Origin of the sequence: Nitrospirillum amazonense, from assembly GCF_007828035.1 — a bacterium.
Lineage (GTDB): Bacteria > Pseudomonadota > Alphaproteobacteria > Azospirillales > Azospirillaceae > Nitrospirillum > Nitrospirillum amazonense.
Genome location: NZ_VITV01000002.1, coordinates 199,209 through 216,635 on the forward strand (window position 1 = coordinate 199,209; position 17,427 = coordinate 216,635).

At 65.8% G+C, this 17,427-nt stretch carries 15 protein-coding genes; 9 read left to right on the top strand and 6 right to left on the bottom strand.

Annotation, left to right across the window (positions count from 1 at the left end; genetic code table 11):
* Positions 1-26 precede the first annotated feature (26 nt).
* The gene (locus FBZ87_RS04890; RefSeq protein ID WP_145609242.1) at positions 27-485 is read right to left on the bottom strand and encodes a hypothetical protein; all 459 of its coding nucleotides are present in this window, start codon (positions 483-485) and stop codon (positions 27-29) included.
* A gap of 787 nt (positions 486-1,272) precedes the next feature.
* Entirely contained in the window at positions 1,273-1,656 is a 384-nt protein-coding gene (locus FBZ87_RS04895) for a thiol-disulfide oxidoreductase DCC family protein (RefSeq protein WP_145609243.1), read from the bottom strand.
* A gap of 132 nt (positions 1,657-1,788) precedes the next feature.
* On the opposite strand from FBZ87_RS04895, the gene FBZ87_RS04900 reads away from it, so the two are divergent.
* The 5 genes from FBZ87_RS04900 to FBZ87_RS04920 all read left to right on the top strand — a co-directional run bounded on the left by FBZ87_RS04900 (position 1,789) and on the right by FBZ87_RS04920 (position 7,926).
* A complete protein-coding gene (locus FBZ87_RS04900; protein ID WP_145609244.1) occupies positions 1,789-2,415 on the top strand; it encodes a LysE family translocator in 627 nt (208 codons plus the stop codon).
* 32 nt (positions 2,416-2,447) lie between these two features.
* Entirely contained in the window at positions 2,448-3,041 is a 594-nt protein-coding gene (locus tag FBZ87_RS04905) for a hypothetical protein (protein WP_145609245.1), read from the top strand.
* A 207-nt stretch (positions 3,042-3,248) separates the two neighbouring features.
* Positions 3,249-5,495, top strand: a complete 2,247-nt coding sequence (locus tag FBZ87_RS04910) for a TonB-dependent receptor (protein WP_186454584.1) — start codon at positions 3,249-3,251, stop codon at positions 5,493-5,495.
* A 24-nt stretch (positions 5,496-5,519) separates the two neighbouring features.
* Positions 5,520-6,851 carry an amidohydrolase gene (locus FBZ87_RS04915; RefSeq protein ID WP_211106849.1) on the top strand — a complete coding sequence of 444 codons (1,332 nt, stop codon included), beginning with the start codon at positions 5,520-5,522 and terminating at the stop codon, positions 6,849-6,851.
* Positions 6,852-6,978: 127 nt separating this feature from the next.
* A complete protein-coding gene (locus FBZ87_RS04920; protein WP_145609248.1) occupies positions 6,979-7,926 on the top strand; it encodes a LysR family transcriptional regulator in 948 nt (315 codons plus the stop codon).
* Between the two features lie 43 nt (positions 7,927-7,969).
* Here FBZ87_RS04920 and FBZ87_RS04925 read toward each other — a convergent pair whose 3' ends face one another.
* Positions 7,970-8,860: an AraC family transcriptional regulator gene (locus FBZ87_RS04925; RefSeq protein ID WP_246134241.1), complete on the bottom strand. Its 891-nt coding sequence runs from the start codon at positions 8,858-8,860 to the stop codon at positions 7,970-7,972.
* Between the two features lie 13 nt (positions 8,861-8,873).
* Between FBZ87_RS04925 and FBZ87_RS04930 the strand changes: the two genes are divergently transcribed.
* Positions 8,874-9,281, top strand: a complete 408-nt coding sequence (locus FBZ87_RS04930; RefSeq protein ID WP_145609250.1) for a DUF2000 family protein — start codon at positions 8,874-8,876, stop codon at positions 9,279-9,281.
* A 218-nt stretch (positions 9,282-9,499) separates the two neighbouring features.
* Positions 9,500-11,641: a peptidyl-dipeptidase Dcp gene (dcp, locus tag FBZ87_RS04935; RefSeq protein ID WP_422394467.1), complete on the top strand. Its 2,142-nt coding sequence runs from the start codon at positions 9,500-9,502 to the stop codon at positions 11,639-11,641.
* 141 nt (positions 11,642-11,782) lie between these two features.
* Here dcp and FBZ87_RS04940 read toward each other — a convergent pair whose 3' ends face one another.
* Complete coding sequence (locus FBZ87_RS04940; protein ID WP_145609251.1) at positions 11,783-12,493, bottom strand: hypothetical protein; 711 nt, start codon at positions 12,491-12,493, stop codon at positions 11,783-11,785.
* Between the two features lie 182 nt (positions 12,494-12,675).
* Here FBZ87_RS04940 and FBZ87_RS04945 point away from each other — a divergent pair, with 182 nt between their 5' ends.
* Positions 12,676-13,023 carry an ArsR/SmtB family transcription factor gene (locus FBZ87_RS04945; protein WP_145609252.1) on the top strand — a complete coding sequence of 116 codons (348 nt, stop codon included), beginning with the start codon at positions 12,676-12,678 and terminating at the stop codon, positions 13,021-13,023.
* Positions 13,020-13,982: an SRPBCC family protein gene (locus tag FBZ87_RS04950; RefSeq protein ID WP_145609253.1), complete on the top strand. Its 963-nt coding sequence runs from the start codon at positions 13,020-13,022 to the stop codon at positions 13,980-13,982. The genes FBZ87_RS04945 and FBZ87_RS04950 overlap by 4 nt, the downstream gene beginning before the upstream one ends.
* A gap of 14 nt (positions 13,983-13,996) precedes the next feature.
* Here FBZ87_RS04950 and FBZ87_RS30020 read toward each other — a convergent pair whose 3' ends face one another.
* Positions 13,997-15,715, bottom strand: a complete 1,719-nt coding sequence (locus tag FBZ87_RS30020; RefSeq protein ID WP_145609254.1) for a J domain-containing protein — start codon at positions 15,713-15,715, stop codon at positions 13,997-13,999.
* A complete protein-coding gene (locus tag FBZ87_RS04960) occupies positions 15,712-17,415 on the bottom strand; it encodes an Hsp70 family protein (protein ID WP_145609255.1) in 1,704 nt (567 codons plus the stop codon). Before FBZ87_RS04960 ends, FBZ87_RS30020 begins: the two co-directional genes overlap by 4 nt.
* Between the last annotated feature and the right edge of the window lie 12 nt (positions 17,416-17,427).

Sequence of the window (17,427 nt, forward strand, 5' to 3'; positions counted from 1 at the left end):
TTGATGTTAGGGGCGCACAATATTCCCTATGCCAAAGAGCTGGCGCCTGAGTGCCTATCGCCTGATAGGCTAAGGATTTTGCGCTCGTCAACTCTATAATCACCGACAATCGCCTCGGCCTGCCGATAAACCTTCTTGCGGTAATGCATGTCGGGGCTTTCATCTTGAGGGTTGATAGAGGCCTCAAGTATCAAGCTTAGTGTTTTACAAAGAGGAATAAAATGCTTTTCCTCTACAAGGCCAGCCGCCATTGCCTTGTCAAATAGGCTGCGAAAGCCCTTGATCTTTACGCCAACAAGCTTCATGTCATCCGCTTGCCAAAGTAGCGTTAACCATTCATCAACGCGGTCGGCGCGATATGAGTCGCTTGTCCTAACGTAAATAAGTTGATCCATTTCGTGATCGAAATATGCGGTCGGCGCGAACTCAGCCGCACTCGCATAAAGCCGAGCGAACAGGTCACCGCTCTGTTGCCCTATGGCCAAGATAATTTCTCCTCAAATCGTGAACTATGGTCATCTGGCAACGACGGAACTTGATCGTCACATATGACCCATTCCCAGTGGTAGGCTAAGTACACCTTGCTATGGTCCGATGCAAGGACGCGTCTGATTTGGTCACGCTGCCCCGAGTCTCCAACCCTTCTCAGGTATGCAACGAACACGCTTGAGGCAGGCGCCTGCGTTAGGCGGGCGCTTCCCTGATGCAGTTCGGCTCCAAAGTTTGGCTGGGCTACAGCTACGATTACCTGGTCCTGCGCATACCAATCCGGAGCACCTTGGACACTCATTGGACGTTTAAGTCCTCGGTAAATAGCTGTAGGACAAAGAAAAACTGCTCCTTTTATCATTATTTGATCGGCTTCAACGATCTTACCCATCATACCTAAGCCGGCTAATTCCGATAGCCGATCATCCCGGATCGCGCATAGGACCGCCTCATTCGGGAAGAGCTTAATCGGAACGATTTGATATTGGAAATTTGAAGGCTCTGCCACACTTGCACCAAGACTCGAATGGAGCGCAAAAATACGTTAGCTGAAAGCCTATCTGCAATCCCAATTGTTCGCACTGCGGGGCTGCGCCACCAAGGGTGGCGCAGCGTTCATATAATGCTTTGCGTTTTTATCTGACCGCATTTTGTCCTGGTCCGTAATTTAATGAATTGGAATGGCACGACATTAATGCGGACTTGGTGCAAAATCTGAATGGTAGTCGGCCTTTGGTCATTATGCTTCGATCGCTTTTCGGATTGATGGGGCTTTAGGGGCCATCACCAATGCCCCTTCCGCCGGTTCCAGCCGTACAGGACATCCGCGAAGCGGTCATAGGCGAAGCGGGTGAGGGGGCGGATGACGCAGTTGCCCAGCAATGCTGCCAGCCAGGCGTCGCCCGGCGTGTGGCGCCAGATGGCGATGGCGCAGTCCGCACCCACCAGCAGGCGGCCGTCGGCGTCGGTCCCGTGCAGGCGGCGGCGCACGGCCTCCACATCCGCGCCGAAGCGGGCCAGCGCCTCCGGCTCAAGATTGATGTCGCGGAAGGCGATGACACCGGCGCGGGCGGCCCGTACCAGGCGGTTGGTCTGCCAGTCGATGCCCGCATTACAGACGGGGCATTTGGTATTGTACCAGACCGTCAGGTGGGGAGGAGCGGGCAAGGCAGCTCTCAATGCGGGTAGGGTCCGGGCAGTATACCGGCCGGACGCGATAAGGACAGTGGCCGGGACGGTAAAAGTCTGGAAGGATCGGTGATTGAACACTTTTTCCGCCAAGACCTTGAGATCGCGCCCATGCTGCCCTTGGAAACCCTGCTCACCTTCATCACGGCCGCCGCCATCCTGGCCTTCGTGCCGGGGCCGGATAATCTGTTCGTGCTGACCCTGTCGGCGGCGCGGGGCTGGCGGGCCGGGGTGATGGTGACGCTGGGCCTGTGCACCGGCCTGGTGGTGCACACGACCGCCGTGGCGCTGGGGGTGGCCGTCATCTTCCAGCAGTCGCAGTTGGCCTTCACCCTGCTGAAGGCCGCCGGTGCCGCCTACCTGCTGTACCTGGCCTACAAGTCCTTCCGCGCGTCGCCGGAGGCGCTGGGCGGCGCTAAGGCGGGGGCCGACCGTCACCTGGCCCTGTACGGCCGGGGCATCGTCATGAACGTGACCAACCCCAAGGTGGCGATCTTCTTCCTGGCCTTCCTGCCGCAGTTCGCAGCCCCCGAGCACGGCAGCGTCACCGTGCAGATTTTCCTGCTGGGGGCGGTGTTCGCCGCCGTGGCGCTGGCCTGCTTCTCCACCATTGCCGTGCTGGCCGGCGGCCTGAACCGCTGGCTGGCCCGATCCAGCAGCGCGCAAACCATCCTGAACCGCATCGCCGGCGTGGTGTTCATCGGCCTGGCGATCAAACTGGCGACGGCCCAGCGCTGAGGGCCGCCCGCCACCGCGAATGGGGGCACATCATGGGGTTGGAGGCCGTCTGTCCCGCAACATGGCAAGGCGGGGCGGGCGAGGTGAAAGCCCTGCTGGAAAGCCGGGAACTGATCCTGCGCGGCGAGGTCCGGCGCATCGTGCCGGTGGCTACCATCACCGCCGTGGCGGTCGAGGGTGACGATCTGGTTTTGGCCACGCCGGACGGTCCGCTGATTCTGACCCTGGGCGCCGACGCCGCCACCCGTTGGGCTCGGAAACTGACCACCCCGCCGCCCACCCTGGCGCAGAAACTGGGCGTGGGCCGGGCCGCGCCGGTCCTGGTCATCGGTACGGCGGACGATCCCGCCTTGGCGGCGGCGTTGAAGGGGGCCGTGGCCGCCACACCGACGGAAGCGCGCCTGGCGCTGGCCGTGGTTCGGGGCGTGGCCGACCTGGAGCGGGCGGTGGCTGCGCACGCCGCCCTGCCGGCAGGGGCCGCGCTGTGGATTGTCCACGGCAAGGGCCCGAAGACCCCGTTCGGTGAGACGCCGGTGCGCGCCTGGATGCGGGCCGCCGGTTTCATGGACACCAAAATCAGCGCCGTGTCCGACACCCTTTCGGCCACGCGCTATAATCCCAGGTGACGCCTGCTGCGCCGGTGTTGCGACCCTGCGGTCGCTCTAACTTCCAGTTACAGCGCTAATCGAAAATTTTATTGTGCGGCGCGACACACAAAAATAATCCTGAGCCCCTAACAAAATTAAAACAAATTCAAGAACGGGGTTTTCATGGAGGCTAAGTTCTGGGGAAGGGCGGCAGTATTGCCGGCCTTGATGTTGGGTGCTGCCGTCGTGTCGATTGCCGGTGGCGCCTATGCGCAAAGCGTTTCAGCCGGGTCCGGCCAGGCCGACGGTGAAGATTTGACCGAAATCGTGGTCACTGCCTTGAAGCGGTCGACCTCTTTACAAGACACCCCCCTCAGCCTGAGCGCCATCAACGGCGACACGCTGCAGAAAATGGGGGCCAGCGGGATGGAGGATTATTTCCGCGCCATCCCCAACGTCAACCTGACCCAGGCGCAGTTGGGATCCAGCCGTCTCACCATACGCGGCATACAGAGCGCGGGCGAGGCTACCGTCGGCCTATACTATGACGAAACGCCCGTCACCGGCCCCTCGGGCACGACCCAGGACCCCGGCGGCACCACCGCCAACCTGAACCTGTTCGATGTGGAGCGGGTTGAGGTGCTGCGCGGGCCGCAGGGCACCCTGTACGGCGGCGGCTCGATGGGCGGCACCATCCGCGTCATCAGCAGGAAGCCGGACAGCCAGAAGTTCGCCGCCGCGTCGGAGGTGGAATACACCAACGCCGACGGGGCCAGCGCCGGCTTCGTGAAGCAGATGGTCAACGTGCCGGTGGTGACCGACAGGCTGGCGGTGCGCGTCTCCGGCTATTACCAGACGACGCCTGGCTATGTGGATGACACCAGGCTGAACCTGAAGGACGTCAACGACGGCAAGTCCCGGGGCGTACGCACCCTGGTGGGCTTCACGCCCACGGATGACATCACCCTGACCGGCACCATCAGTTACCAGAAGCAGACCGCCGACGACCAGCTGGGCTGGTACCAGGCGCAGGGCCGCTATCAGACCAATTCGCCGGTCCAGCTGCCCTACGACAATGAGATGACGCTGTACAACCTGGTCGGCACCTGGGACCTGCATTTCGCGACCCTGACGGCCAGCACCTCCTTCTACAATTTCAACATCCTGCGCAGCATCGACTTCACGCCCAGCGTCCAGGCGCTGTCGACTGCGGCGGCCTACGTCAATCAGCTGTGCCCGCTGTACTTCGGCCAGGCCGTAGCCTGCACCGCGGCGCAGAAGAAGACCTATACCGCCACCGGCCTCTCCAAGACACCCACCGTGGGCTACCAGCCGGCTACGCTGGACAGCCGCAATGACGAGTTGCGCCTGAGCTCGGAAGGTGAGGGGCCGTTCACCTGGACGGCAGGTGCTTATCTGGAGGACCGCCACGACCACATCGACAGCAACACGGCCACGGCCGACCCGGCGACCGGCCTGACCTATCAGCCGTTGCAGGATCTGTCCTACCGCTACATCAACACCTACACCAAACAGACGGCCGAGTTCGGGGAGGTGTCGTACAGCCCCATCGGCGACCTGACGCTGACCGCCGGAACCCGGCATTACGACTACACCAAGACCACCACCGGCCAGGCGCTGCTGGGTTCGGCCTTCACCGCGTCCGTGCCAACCGCCTACTCGGCGGTGAAGGCGGATGCCCAGGGTTGGGTCAGCAAGGCCAACGTCAGCTATAAGCTGACGCCGGATGCCATGGCCTACGCCACCGCCTCGCAAGGTTTCCGCCCCGGCGGCGCCAACAACATCCCCGGCTTGGCCAGCGGCCTGGTGACCTACACCCCAGACAAGCTGTGGAACTATGAGGCGGGCCTGAAGACCAGCTGGATGGGTGGGCACCTGACGGTGGACGCCGCCTTGTTCCAGGTGGACTGGACCAACATGCAGACCAGCACGGTCACCAGCAACGGCCTCTACTCCTTCATCACCAACGTCGGCTCCGCCCGCATCCGGGGCGGGGAGTTGGAGATCACCGCCCGGCCCCTGGCGGGACTGGTGCTGACGGGATCGCTGGGCTATCAGGATGGCCATCTGACCAGCGACCAGGCCAACGCCGCCGTGCTGGCCACCGGCTCGACCGGCCTGAAGGGCGACCGCATCCCCAACACGCCGGACCTGACGGCCTCGGCGTCCGCCACCTACACGGTCCCGCTGACCGCCCGCCTGAACGGCATGGTGCGGGTGGACTACAGCTACACCGGCGACATGGTGTCCACCTTCCGGCCCAGCTACGTCTATTTCAACGAGTACGGCCACTACAGCTTGGTCAACACCCGGATCGGCGTGGAAGGCGAGGGCTGGGGCTTGTACGCCTTCGTCAACAACCTGACCGACGCCGACGGCATCGTCAGCGCCAACAGCAATCTGGGCTACACGCGCCTGGTCTACAGCAGCACGCCCCGTACCTTCGGCCTGAACGGCCGCATCTCCTTCTGATCCTGACCGATGGGACCCAATCGCATGAAGACGACATCGCGTTACCGCCTGGCGTTGGCGGCCGGCCTGCTGTTGGCCGGCGTGGCCCCGGGCGCCCTGGCCTTCGACGCCGCCCAGACCAAGACCGCCGTGGAGGCGGAGGTGGGCGCCGACTACGGCCACCTGGACGCCCTGTACAAGGACATCCACAGCCACCCCGAGGTGGCCTATCAGGAGGTGCGGACCGCTGCCCGCCTGGCCAAGGAGATGAAGGCCCTGGGCTTCGAGGTGACCGAGCATGTGGGCAAAACCGGCATCGTGGCGATATACCGCAACGGCGCCGGTCCCACGGTGATGGTGCGGACCGAACTGGACGCCCTGCCCATGGAAGAGAAGACCGGGTTGCCCTACGCCAGCACGGCCAAGACCACCTGGAACGGCAAGGAGACCTTCGTCGCGCACAGCTGCGGCCATGACATCCACATGGCCGCCTGGGTGGGCACGGCCAAGGCGTTGGTCGCTCTGAAGGACCAATGGCACGGCACGCTGATGTTCATCGGCCAGCCATCGGAGGAGGACGTCAGTGGCGCCAAGGCCATGATCGACGATGGCCTGTTCACCCGCTTCCCCAAGCCCGACCTGGGCTTCGCCCTGCATGTGGCGCCGGCCCCGGCCGGCACCATCCTGTACAAGGCGGGCGTGCTCAGTTCCACCTCAGACAGCCTGTCGGTGACCTTCCACGGCAAGGGCGCACACGGCTCCATGCCGCACCAGTCCATCGATCCCGTGCTGATGGCGGCGCGCTTCGTCGTCGATGTTCAAGGCGTCATCAGCCGGGAGAAAGACCCGGCCGCGTTCGGCGTGGTGACGGTGGGCGCCATCCAGGCCGGCAGCGCGGGTAATATCATCCCCGACAGCGCCCTGCTGCGCGGCACCGTCCGCACCTTCGATGACGGCGTGCGCGACAAGATCCTGGCCGGCATCAACCGCGTCGCCGCGGCGGAGGCCGAGATGTCCGGCGCGCCGGCCCCGGAGGTGGAGATCGTGCCGGGCGGCAAGTCGGTCATCAACGATGACGCCCTCACCAGCCGCACGGCGGCCGTGTTCCAGGCGGCCTTCGGCCCCCGTGCCGTGCGGCTGCCAGCCCCCGGGGCGGCCAGCGAGGATTATTCGGAGTTCGTGCGGGCGGGCGTGCCCTCCCTCTACTTCGCCATCGGCGGCTATGACGCGCAGCAGCTGGCGGGCTTCAAGGCCGCCGGCAAGGAACCGCCGGTCAATCATTCCCCCCTGTTCGCCCCGGCGCCGGAGCCCAGCATCAAGACCGGTGTCGCCGCCATGACGCTGGCGGTGATGGCGGCTCTGCAACCCGCGGGGTGAATGAGTCTCTTCCGTATAGAAAAGGAAATGCGGGGGCCCTGACGCAACCGCCGTCTCCTTCCATCCTTGGTGCTTTGAGGTGAAGGTTGTATAGTCAACCTCACCCGGCACCGGTTGTTATTTCCCCATGAAAATCCATCAGTTGAAGGCGTTCGTCGCGGTCGCCGACTCCCACAGCTTCAATGAGGCGGCGCGCCTGCTGTTCGTCAGCCAGCCCGCGGTGGCCAAGGCCATCCGGGAGCTGGAGATCTGGGCCGGCCGCCAACTGGTCATTCGCAGTTCGCGCGGCACGCAATTGACGCCGGACGGCGTGTCGCTGCTGCGCCGCGCCCGCGGCATCCTGGACCAGGTGGCCCGGGCGGAGCAGGAGTTCGCCGGCTCCGGCCCGCGTGAGCATGTCAGCCTGGGCCTCACCACCTCGGCCAGCGTGGCCGTCACGCCCACCCTGGTCGACTTCAAGAAGCGCAATCCCGACACCGGCTGGACCGTGCTGGGCGGATCGCGACGCCCGCTATTCGAAAAGCTGTACAGCCACACCCTCGACCTGGTCATCGCCACCCTGCCGGACAACCTGGAGGAGATGGGGACCGGCCTGCGGTTCGAGCCCCTACTGCGTCTGCCCACGGTGCTGACGGTGGCCAAGGGCGATCCATTGGAAAAGGCGCGGTCCCTGGCGGACCTTACGCAAGCGGAATGGTTGTTCGCGGAATCCGAACAGAGCTTCGACCATCATTTCCGCAGCGCCTTCGCCGAGGCGGGGGTGGATCGCCTGCCATCCTTCACCCGCTGTGAATCCACTTTCCTGGTGCTGGCGCTGGCGGCCCGGCCCAACACCGTCACCATGTGGACGGGCCTGGCGCCCAATGCCATGAAGCTGCAGCTGAAGGTGCTGGGGGAGAACATCACCGCCCTGGCCTTGACGGAAAAATTGCCGGACATCACCGTCTGCGTCGTCTATCGCTCCGACCTCATCATGACCCCGGCCATCCAGCGTCTGCTGGACCAGATGCGGCGCCTGAAAGACAAGGACACGCTGGACCTGGGCCCGGACGCGCCGATGCTGTCGGTGGGGTGATGTCGTCGGGTGGCGGACTGGGTTCTGGAGATGTCACCCCGTTTTATGCGCCCACCAGACCGGCCCAGCGCCCCGGCGTCATGCCGAAGGCCTTCTTGAAATGGCGGTGCAGGTGGCTCTGGTCGGCGAAGCCGGTGGCGGCAGCCACCTCGGCCAACGGCTCGCCCTCGGTGATCATGCGGCGGGCGTGCTGCAGCCGGCGCATCACCAGGAAACGGTGGGGGCTGGTGGCGAACAGGGCCCGGAAGTGGCGCGCGAGGGCATAACGGTCCAGGCCCGTCACCGCCTCCAGATCCTCTGACCGCACTGGAGCCAGGGCGTTGGCCTCCAGGTAGTCCCGCGCTCGGTGGGCCTGGCGCTGGGCCAGCAGGCCCAGGGGCTTGGCCTTGGCGCCGGCATGGCGGGCCAGGCAGCGGGCGAGGCGGACCAGCAGGTCGTCCACCGCCAGATCCTCCAGCCCCTCGTCCAGCGAACTGAGCGCCGGCAGCAGCACCTGGCGCAGCTCGGCATCCGCTAGCACCGGCTGGCCGACGAAGGGCAGGGCGGCGCCGGGTTGTCCATCAGCGTCCAGGCAGCGGCGCAGCAGCGCCGGTTCCAGGTACAGCATGCGATAGCGCAGGGCTTCATCCGTGCCAGCACCGCCGTCATGTTCCTCATCCGGATGCAGGATGATGACGTTGCCAGGCTGGCTATAGCGTCGCTGGCCCCGGTAGTGGAAGGTCTGGACGCCGTGCAACGTCACGCCCAGGCCATAGGTGTCGTGGCGGTGGGGACTGAAGGCGTCGCCATGGAAGCGCGCCTCGATTCGCTCGATACCGGGGAAAGCCGGTGCGGCAGTGATGCCGTCGGCCGCGCCGTCGCCGGTCGGCTCGCACGAACGTCCAAGACTGGCGCCGGCGGCGCTCGCCACAGTCGGGGCCTTCTCCAGCCTCAAGGACCCCGTCTTGATGTTCGATACCAAAATCGCCCTCGTCCTGCGCGAAGACCTGGCCGCCTGGCAGGCGCTGAACGTCACCGCCTTCCTGACCAGCGGTATCGTCGCCCAGTTCCCGGAGATCATCGGCGAACCCTACCGTGACCGCTCCGGCACCGTCTACAACCCGCTGTCGGTGCAGCCGGTGATCGTGCTGGCCGCCGACGCGGCGACCATCACCGCCATCCATCGCCGCACCCTGGAGCGGGGCATGCGCGCCTCACTCTATATCGAAGAGATGTTCCACACCGGCCACGACGCCGCCAACCGCGCCGTCTTCGCCGAATTCGGGCCTGAGGACGCGCGGGTGGTCGGCATCGGCATCCGTGCCGACAAGAAGCTGGTGGACAAGGTCACCAAGGGAGCCCGCATGCATCCCTGAAGGTTCGGGCACCGCCTCACGCACCCGGTGAGGCGGGATTGAAAATGTCGCAGGTTCCAGCGCGGTGCCGCCACGGAAGGGGCAACGATCCTTCGCCAGACGTGATACAACCTCCCCCTTCGGCGGGACCCTGCGGGGGGGATCCGCCTGGTCACCCCTGTTGATCGACGGCCGTCGATGGGTGGGGAAACGAAACAAGAGACTGTCAGGGGAACCCGATGACACGTACTGTTCTGCTTGGAACCGTGGGCGCGCTGGCGCTCGCGACGCTCGCCGCCACCCCGGCGCTGGCGGAGAGGCCGGCCATGGCTGGCGCCAATCCCTTCGCCACCGCCAGCACCCTGCCGTTCGAGGCGCCCCGCTTCGACATCATCAAGGACGCCGATTATCTGCCCGCCTTCGAGGAGGGTATGAAGATCCAGCTGGCCGAGATCAAGAAAATCGCCGACAACCCGGCGGCCCCTACCTTCGACAACACCCTGGTGGCGATGGAGAAGTCCGGCCGCATGCTGGACCGGGTCGGCCAAACCTTCTCCGGCGTGGTGCAGGCCAACACCAACGACGCGCTGGACGCGGTGCAGACCACAGTGTCGCCCCTGCTGTCGCAGCACAATGACGCCATCTACCTGAACGACAAGCTGTTCCAGCGGGTGAAGTCGCTGTACGACAAGCGCGACAGCCTGAAGCTGAAGCCGGAGCAGGCCCAGCTGCTGAAGGTCTATTACCAGCAGTTCATCCATGCCGGCGCCATGCTGAATGACGCCGACAAGGCCACGCTGCGCGATCTCAACACCAAGCTGTCGTCGCTGGAGACCGCCTTCCAGCAGAAGCTGGTGGCCGCGGCCAAGGAAGGCGGTCTGGTGGTGGACGACAAGGCCAAGCTGGCCGGCATGGGCGATGGCGCCATCGCCGCCGCCGCCGAGGCCGCCAAGGGCCGCAAGCTGGAGGGCAAGTACCTGGTGCCGCTGCAGAACACCACGCAGCAGCCGGCGCTGTCCTCCCTCGACGACCGGGCCACGCGCCAGGCCCTGTTCGAGCGCGGCTGGACCCGCGCCGAGAAGGGCGACGCCAACGACACCCGCGCCACCATCTCCGACATCGCCAACCTGCGGGCGCAGAAGGCCAAGCTGCTGGGCTTTCCCAACTACGCGGCCTATGTCCTGGCCGACCAGATGGCGGTGACGCCCGATGCGGCGGAAGGCTTCATGAAGCGCATGGTTCCCGCCCTGGCGGCGGAGCAGAAGCGCGAGGCGGCGGAGATCCAGGCGCAGATCAAGAAGGATGGCCAGGATTTCGCCCTGAAGCCCTGGGACTGGGACAAGTACGCCGAGCAGGTGCGCAAGGCCAAGTACGACCTGGATGAGGGCGCGCTGAAGCCCTATTTCGAGCTGCACACCGTGCTGGAGGAGGGCGTGTTCTACGCCGCCAACCAGCTGTATGGCCTGACCTTCAAGCGTCGCACCGACATCCCCGTCTACCAGCCCGACGTGCTGGTCTACGACGTGATCGACAAGGACGGCTCGGCATTGGGCCTGATGTACTTCGACTACTTCAAGCGCGACAACAAGTCGGGCGGGGCCTGGATGTCCAACTTCGTCCAGCAGTCCAAGCTGCTGGGCACCAAGCCCGTGGTCTACAACGTCTGCAACTTCACCAAGCCCGCCCCGGGCCAGCCGGCGCTGATCAGCTTCAGCGACGTCACCACCATGTTCCACGAATTCGGCCACGCCCTGCACGGCCTGTTCGCCAACCAGACCTATGAGACCCTGTCGGGCACCAACGTGGCGCGCGACTTCGTGGAGTTCCCGTCGCAGTTCAACGAGCATTGGGCGCTGGACCCCAAGGTCCTGGCCCATTACGCCAAGAACTATCAGACGGGCGAGGCCATGCCGGCCGAGCTGGTGGAGAAGATCAAGAAGGCCGCCACCTTCAACCAGGGCTATGCCCTGGGTGAGATTGTCGCCGCCGCCATGCTGGACCTGGAATGGCACAGCCTGCCGGCCGACGCGCCCAAGCAGGATGTCGACGCCTTCGAGAAGGAAGCCCTGGCCAAGACCGGCCTGGACGTGGACGACGTGCCGCCGCGCTACCGCTCCAGCTATTTCCTGCACATCTGGGGCAACGGCTACGCCGCCGGCTACTACGCCTACCTGTGGACGGAGATGCTGGATGACGACAGCTACACCTGGTTCAAGGACCATGGCGGCCTGACGCGGGAGAACGGTGAGCGCTTCCGCCAGATGATCCTGTCCAAGGGCCATACCGAGGACTACGGCCCCATGTTCCGCGCCTTCTACGGCAAGGACCCGGACATCGGCCCCATGCTGCAGAATCGCGGCCTGGCGCCGGAAGGCAAGTAAGCTCCCCCGCTGGGGTTGGCTGGATATGAGAGGGGCCGGTGGCACATGCCGCCGGCCCTTTTTCATACGCGGGCCACCGGGGTTTATGTTTATCGACCGGCGACTGGCAGATAGTCGGGGTGCCGATCAAATGGCCCAGGCCTATTCGGATGATTTCGTAAGGCTCTCCAGGAAGAATCCGTTCACTACGGCCGAATTCAGGTCACCATCAGGAAACACGCCCAACTGGCGGAGCTTGTCCGTGAGCGCTTCGAAAAGCTGTTCGGTAGCTTGGGGATCGTCTGCCATCTGATCGAGTTGGTCCGCGATGTCCAAAACAGTCTCCTCCTCGGCTTTCATGGTTTCAGGCGACGCCATGTTGGCGCCTGACCGAGCTCGAAACGCCGCAGTGCGGCGCATATAGTCTGCCAGGGCGCCGAGTGCTGCACGCCGTATCGAGGCTGCAACTCGATCCGCTGTTTTTAGATCGCCAGCTGTCACGAGTTCTTTGTGAAAATTGGTGAGATCATCAATTAGGCCATGGGCCAGGGTTTCCGAGGCCAATAGCCGGTCAACTCGCCGTCGGTTCCGGTCGGTGCTGCTTGTCGGTTCGCCTTCCACGGCGGCGGTCCGGCCGCGCTTCCTGTCCAAGACGGCTGCGTCGGCCGCGAGCTTTGCCTCCTTAACGCTATCAGCGAGCCCATGCCTGAACGTCTTCGCCCCCTGCCGAGAGCGGTCGGCTACGTACCAGGCAAAACGACCTTCGGCATTCGGGTCTTCGAATGCGGTTCCGCTCAAGCTATTGCCAAAAATTCTCACCCAGTGCGGACCCACGCCATGCAGGCCCGTCTGATACCGTTTCCAGCCATTCATGGTACACCTCGATTTAAGTCGCGACATAAATATGGATTATTTTTGTCGCGACGTAAATGTGAAATGGCGATGAGCATTGCCTTCAATGGTTGAGTGCTCCTATCTCGGAAGCTTCCCATCTCAATTCGCCACCTAGACACTAAACTTCTTGCTTAAGTATCTTCGCGGCGTTACTAAAGCATATGCTTAACCAATCATCCCCCCTCGACCTCACCTTCCAGGCGCTTGCCGACCCGACCCGCCGTGCCTTGGTGGAGCGGCTGGTGCGGGGGCCGGCGTCGGTCAGTGAACTGGCGCAGCCGCTGCAAATGTCCCTGCCGGCGGTCATGCAGCATCTGGCCGTGCTGGAGAGTTCCGGCCTGGTGCGCTCGGAAAAGGTGGGGCGGGTGCGGACCTGCCGGATCGACGCCGCCCAGCTGAGCCTGGCGGAACAATGGATCAATCAGCGGCGCATGGAATGGGTCAGTCGCCTGGATCGGCTGGGCCAGTATCTGGAAACGCTAAAAGACGAAGACGGAGAGGAATCATGACCCAAGTTGAGACGGCCGACGTGCTGCGGCCCGAGCCCGTGCGCATCTCCCGCAGCATCCCGGCGCGACGCGAGACGGTGTTCAAGGCGTGGAGCAAGGCGGAGCATGTGAAGCACTGGTTCGCGCCGGCGCATTACACCGTGCCCCACGCCACCGTCGACCTGCGGGTGGGTGGCCCGTTCGAGGTGTGCATGCAGGCCCCGGACGGCACGCAGCATTGGACGCGCGGCAGCGTCGCCGAGGTCACGCCCAACCAGCGCCTGGTGCTGGACCTGCGGGTGGATGGCGGCGACGGCAAGGTGCTGTTCACCGCCTGGACGGAGGTCACCTTCTCCGACGCCACCTGCGGCACGCAGCTGGACATCGTGCAGACCTACACCGTCTACGATCCCGCCATGCTGGGCGCCATCGGCGGCGCGCCGGAGGGATGGTCCCAGACCCTGGACAAGCTGGCGATGCACGCCGGCCATATGGACGGCCGAACGGGGGAGCTTCCCGCCGAGCGTTCCGTCGTCCACGCCATTTTCAGCCTGAACCGGACCTATGACGCGCCGGTGGCCCGGGTGTGGCGCGCCCTGTCGGACATGGAGGCCAAGTCCAAGTGGTTCGGTGGCGACCCCGGCCAGTGGGAATCGCTGGAGCGCACCATGGACTTTCGCGTCGGCGGCACGGAGCGGGCCAAGGGCCGCTGGCAGGGGGGCATGACCTCCACCTTCGACGCGCATTACCTCGACATCGTTCCCAATGAGCGCATCGTCTACAGCTATGTCATGCACCTGGATGAGCGGAAGATTTCGGTCTCGCTGGCGACCATGGAGCTGAAGCCGGCGGGTGACGGCCGCACCACCTTGAAGATCACCGAGCAAGGGGCCTTCCTGGACGGCTATGAGGACAACGGCTCCCGCGAGCACGGCACCGGCTTCCTGATGGACCGGCTGGGCGCCTCGCTGAAGGACTGAAACAGCCGAGCGGATCAGGCGGCCTGGGGGCGTTTCAGCTGGTAGGCGATCATGCCCAGCACGCTGGCCATCAGCACCAGGCCGCCGATCAGCAAAACGTCGTGGGTGTCCACCGCGCCGGCCATGGTGTGGGCGACGCGCAGTGCCACGCCCGTGCCCCAGATGGCGTAATAGCGCCGCTTCGCCGCCTCTCCGGAGAGGGCGAGCGAGGGGACGCGCTCCAGGATCTGCACCAGGGTCACCGCCGCCACGGCCCAGGGCAGCAGGCCCGGCGTGGCGTCGGCCGCAAACAGCAGGCCCGCGGTCAGCATGGCCGCCAGCGCCAGGCCCCCCAGGATCCGCCGCCGCCGGGGTTGCTCAACCTCCGCATACCACCAGCGGGTCAGCAGGCCGGCCCCGATGCTGGTGGCCAGCAGGGCGCCCGCCACCGCCACGGCGAAGGCCGGCACCCGCGCAGCCGGCAGCAGGGGCCCGATCCAGAACAGCCAGAACACCAAGGGAATGCTGTTGGCCAGCAGGATGCGCACGGCCTGGCGACTGGTGTCGTTGGCATAGACCATCTGAAACAGGCCGGCCCACCATAGGGCCAGGGTGGCCGCCGCCGCCGTGACGGGGATGCCGGCGGAGGGTGGCAAGGCCAGGGCCAGGGGGATCAGCGCCAGGCTGAGAGGGGCCCAGCCGAGACGGACCGCGGGCCCTGCGTCCCGGGCCCAGCGCTGCCGCAGCCATCGCGCCGGCATGCGCACGCCCAGCCGGTAGGCCAGGCCGGCGGCGGCCAGCAGGGGCGGTATCAGCAGGAAGCCCGCGGGCCAGGCCGCCAGATCCTCCGGTGACAGGCTGGCCTGAAGGTAGACGTAGGCGGCCAGGAACAGGGGGGTGGCCAGCAGCAGCCACGCCAGGCCGGCGCTGACCGGTTCGGCGGCCAAATAAGCCTCCCACGCCGCCAGCACGTCGGTGTCGAAATTGGCCCGCAGCGAGGGGTAGTCGTTGCGGATCAGGGTCATCAGGCCGCGGACGTCCTTGGTCAGGTCCGGCAGGGACAGGCGCAGGCGCGGGCTGTACCGGCGGGGTGGCGCCTGCAGCAAGCGATAGGCCGCGGCGTAGGCGTGATCCCGGCCCCGCAGCTTGGCCAGGAAGGCCAGGTCGCGCCCGCGCTTCTGCACGGCGGCCAGCAGGGGCGTCTGCACGCCGGCCTTGGCCGCGTCCCAGCGGAAATGGGCGCTGGCGACGGGGACCAGTGCGTCCGACCGGGGGGCCGTGGACAGCAGCAGCCGGGCCAGCCAATCCTCCGTGCGGTTCTGCACATCGATGTGGGCAAGGGCGGGGGAAGCCAGCACGGCCGCCAAGGCGTCCTTGAGCGCGGCGGGGTCGGCGGGACTCTTGGCGGAGAGCAGGTCGCCCAGCTGATTGCACAGCGCGACATGGCGGACCACCGCCTCATCCACCGTGGATTCCGGGGGCGGGGCCTCCGCCGGCGCCGGTTCGGTGGGGACCTCCGTCGTCCCGTCGACGGCGTGCGGCGGCGCCTCGGCTGTTTCTGCCACCGCCGTCACGCTGTCGTCCGGCGCCTGCCGGCGGGCATGCAACAGGGCTTGCTCATAGGCCTGGCGCAGCGCCTGGAACCCGTCCGGATCATCCTCCGGATTGGTGACCTTCAGACGCCGGGCATAGGCGCGGCGGATGGCCAGTTGGTCGCCAGTGGGCTCCAGCGCCAGGATGTCCCAGGGGCTCACAGGTATGTCTCGCCTTCCAGCTGGTCCAATGCCTCGCTCAGGGATTGGCGCGCAGCCTCGATCGCGCGGGGCTCCTGGCCCTCCAGGATGCCTTCGAACTGGGCCAGCAGGTGGGCGACATAGGCGCGCTTGTCGCCCAGGAAGTCCTCATAGCAGCGGTTGGCGCGGGCCAGGACAGCGCGGTTGGCCTCGGTGTCGCGCGGGTGGACCTTCAGGGCCGCCAGCGCCTGGCGCCGGGCCTCCAGATCATCGGGCTTGGCTGCCTCCTCGTCGGTGATGACCAGATTGCGCTGTTCCCCCGTTTCCGGAACGTGGACGTCCACCTCCAGCAGCCCGTTGATGTCATAGGTGAAGCGGCAGTCCACCTTGACGGCGCCGGCCGGCCGGGGCGGCACGGGGATGCTGACCTGGCCCAGGGCGACGTTGTCCTGAACGTCGCGCGACTCCCCCTGGTAGATGGTGAAGGTCACCGCCTTCTGGTTGGCCTGCAGGGTGTGGAAGCTGCTGACCCGGCTGGCGGGTATGACGGTGTTGCGCTCCAGGATGGGGGAGAAGATGCCCGTGCGCAGGCTGCCGTCGGGGTTGCGTTCCGCCACGTCCACCCCCAGGGAATAGGGGCAGACATCGGTGATGACCACCTCGTTCAGGGCGGCGTCGCGGCCCTTCAGCCCGGCCTGGACGGCGGCACCCAGCGCCACCGCCTCGTCCGGGTGCACGGAATGGGCGGGGAAGCGGCCGAACATGCGGGTGACGGCGCGGCGCACCGCCGGCATGCGCGTGGCCCCGCCCACCAGAACGATCTCGCGCAGGGACCGCGCCTCCAGCTGGCCGTCGCGCAGGGCCCGCAGCACCGGCTCGCGCAGGCGGTTCAGCAGCCCCTCGGCCCTGGTCTCGAAGGCCTCGGCCGTCAGCTCGTACTCATAAGTCTTGTCCTTCCACACCACGCGCACCGGCGTGGCGGCCTGCTCGCTCAGGGCGCGGCGGGCGCGTTCGGCGGCGGCGCGCAGGCGCTGGTACAGGGCGTCGCTCTCACGCGTGTCGCGGCCCCAGTCGGCGGCGAAACGCTGGCGCAGGTCGTCCACGATCAGCTCGTTGAAGTCCTCGCCGCCCAGGCGGTTGTCGCCGCTGGTGGCGCGCACCTCGATCACGCCCTCGAAAATCTCCAGGATGGAGACGTCGAAGGTGCCGCCGCCCAGGTCGAACACCAGGAACTGGGTCTCCGCCTCCAACTGGTGGATGCCGTAAGCCAGCGCCGCCGCCGTGGGTTCGTTCAGCAGCCGTTCCACCTTCAGGCCGGCCAGCTCGCCCGCCCGGCGCGTGGCCTTGCGCTGCTTGTCATTGAAATAGGCCGGCACGGTGATGACGGCCTCGGTCACCGGCTGGCCCAGATAGGCCTCCGCGTCGGCCTTCAGGGCCTTGAGCACCAGGGCCGACAGCTCCTCCGGCAGGAAATCGCGCTTGCCGAGGCGGGTGACGCGCTGCGAGCCCATCAGGCGCTTGAAGGCGGTGGCGGTCAGGGTTGGGTGGGTGGCTTGGCGTTCGCGCGCCGGCAGGCCCACCAGCACCGTGCCCTGGTCATCCAGGCTGACGGCGGAGGGGGTCAGCCGGTGGCCCAGGCTGTTGGGGATCAGGTCCGCCTTGCCGTCCCGCCAGACGGCCACTGCGGAATTGGTGGTGCCCAAATCGATGCCGACGATCAACCCAACGACCCT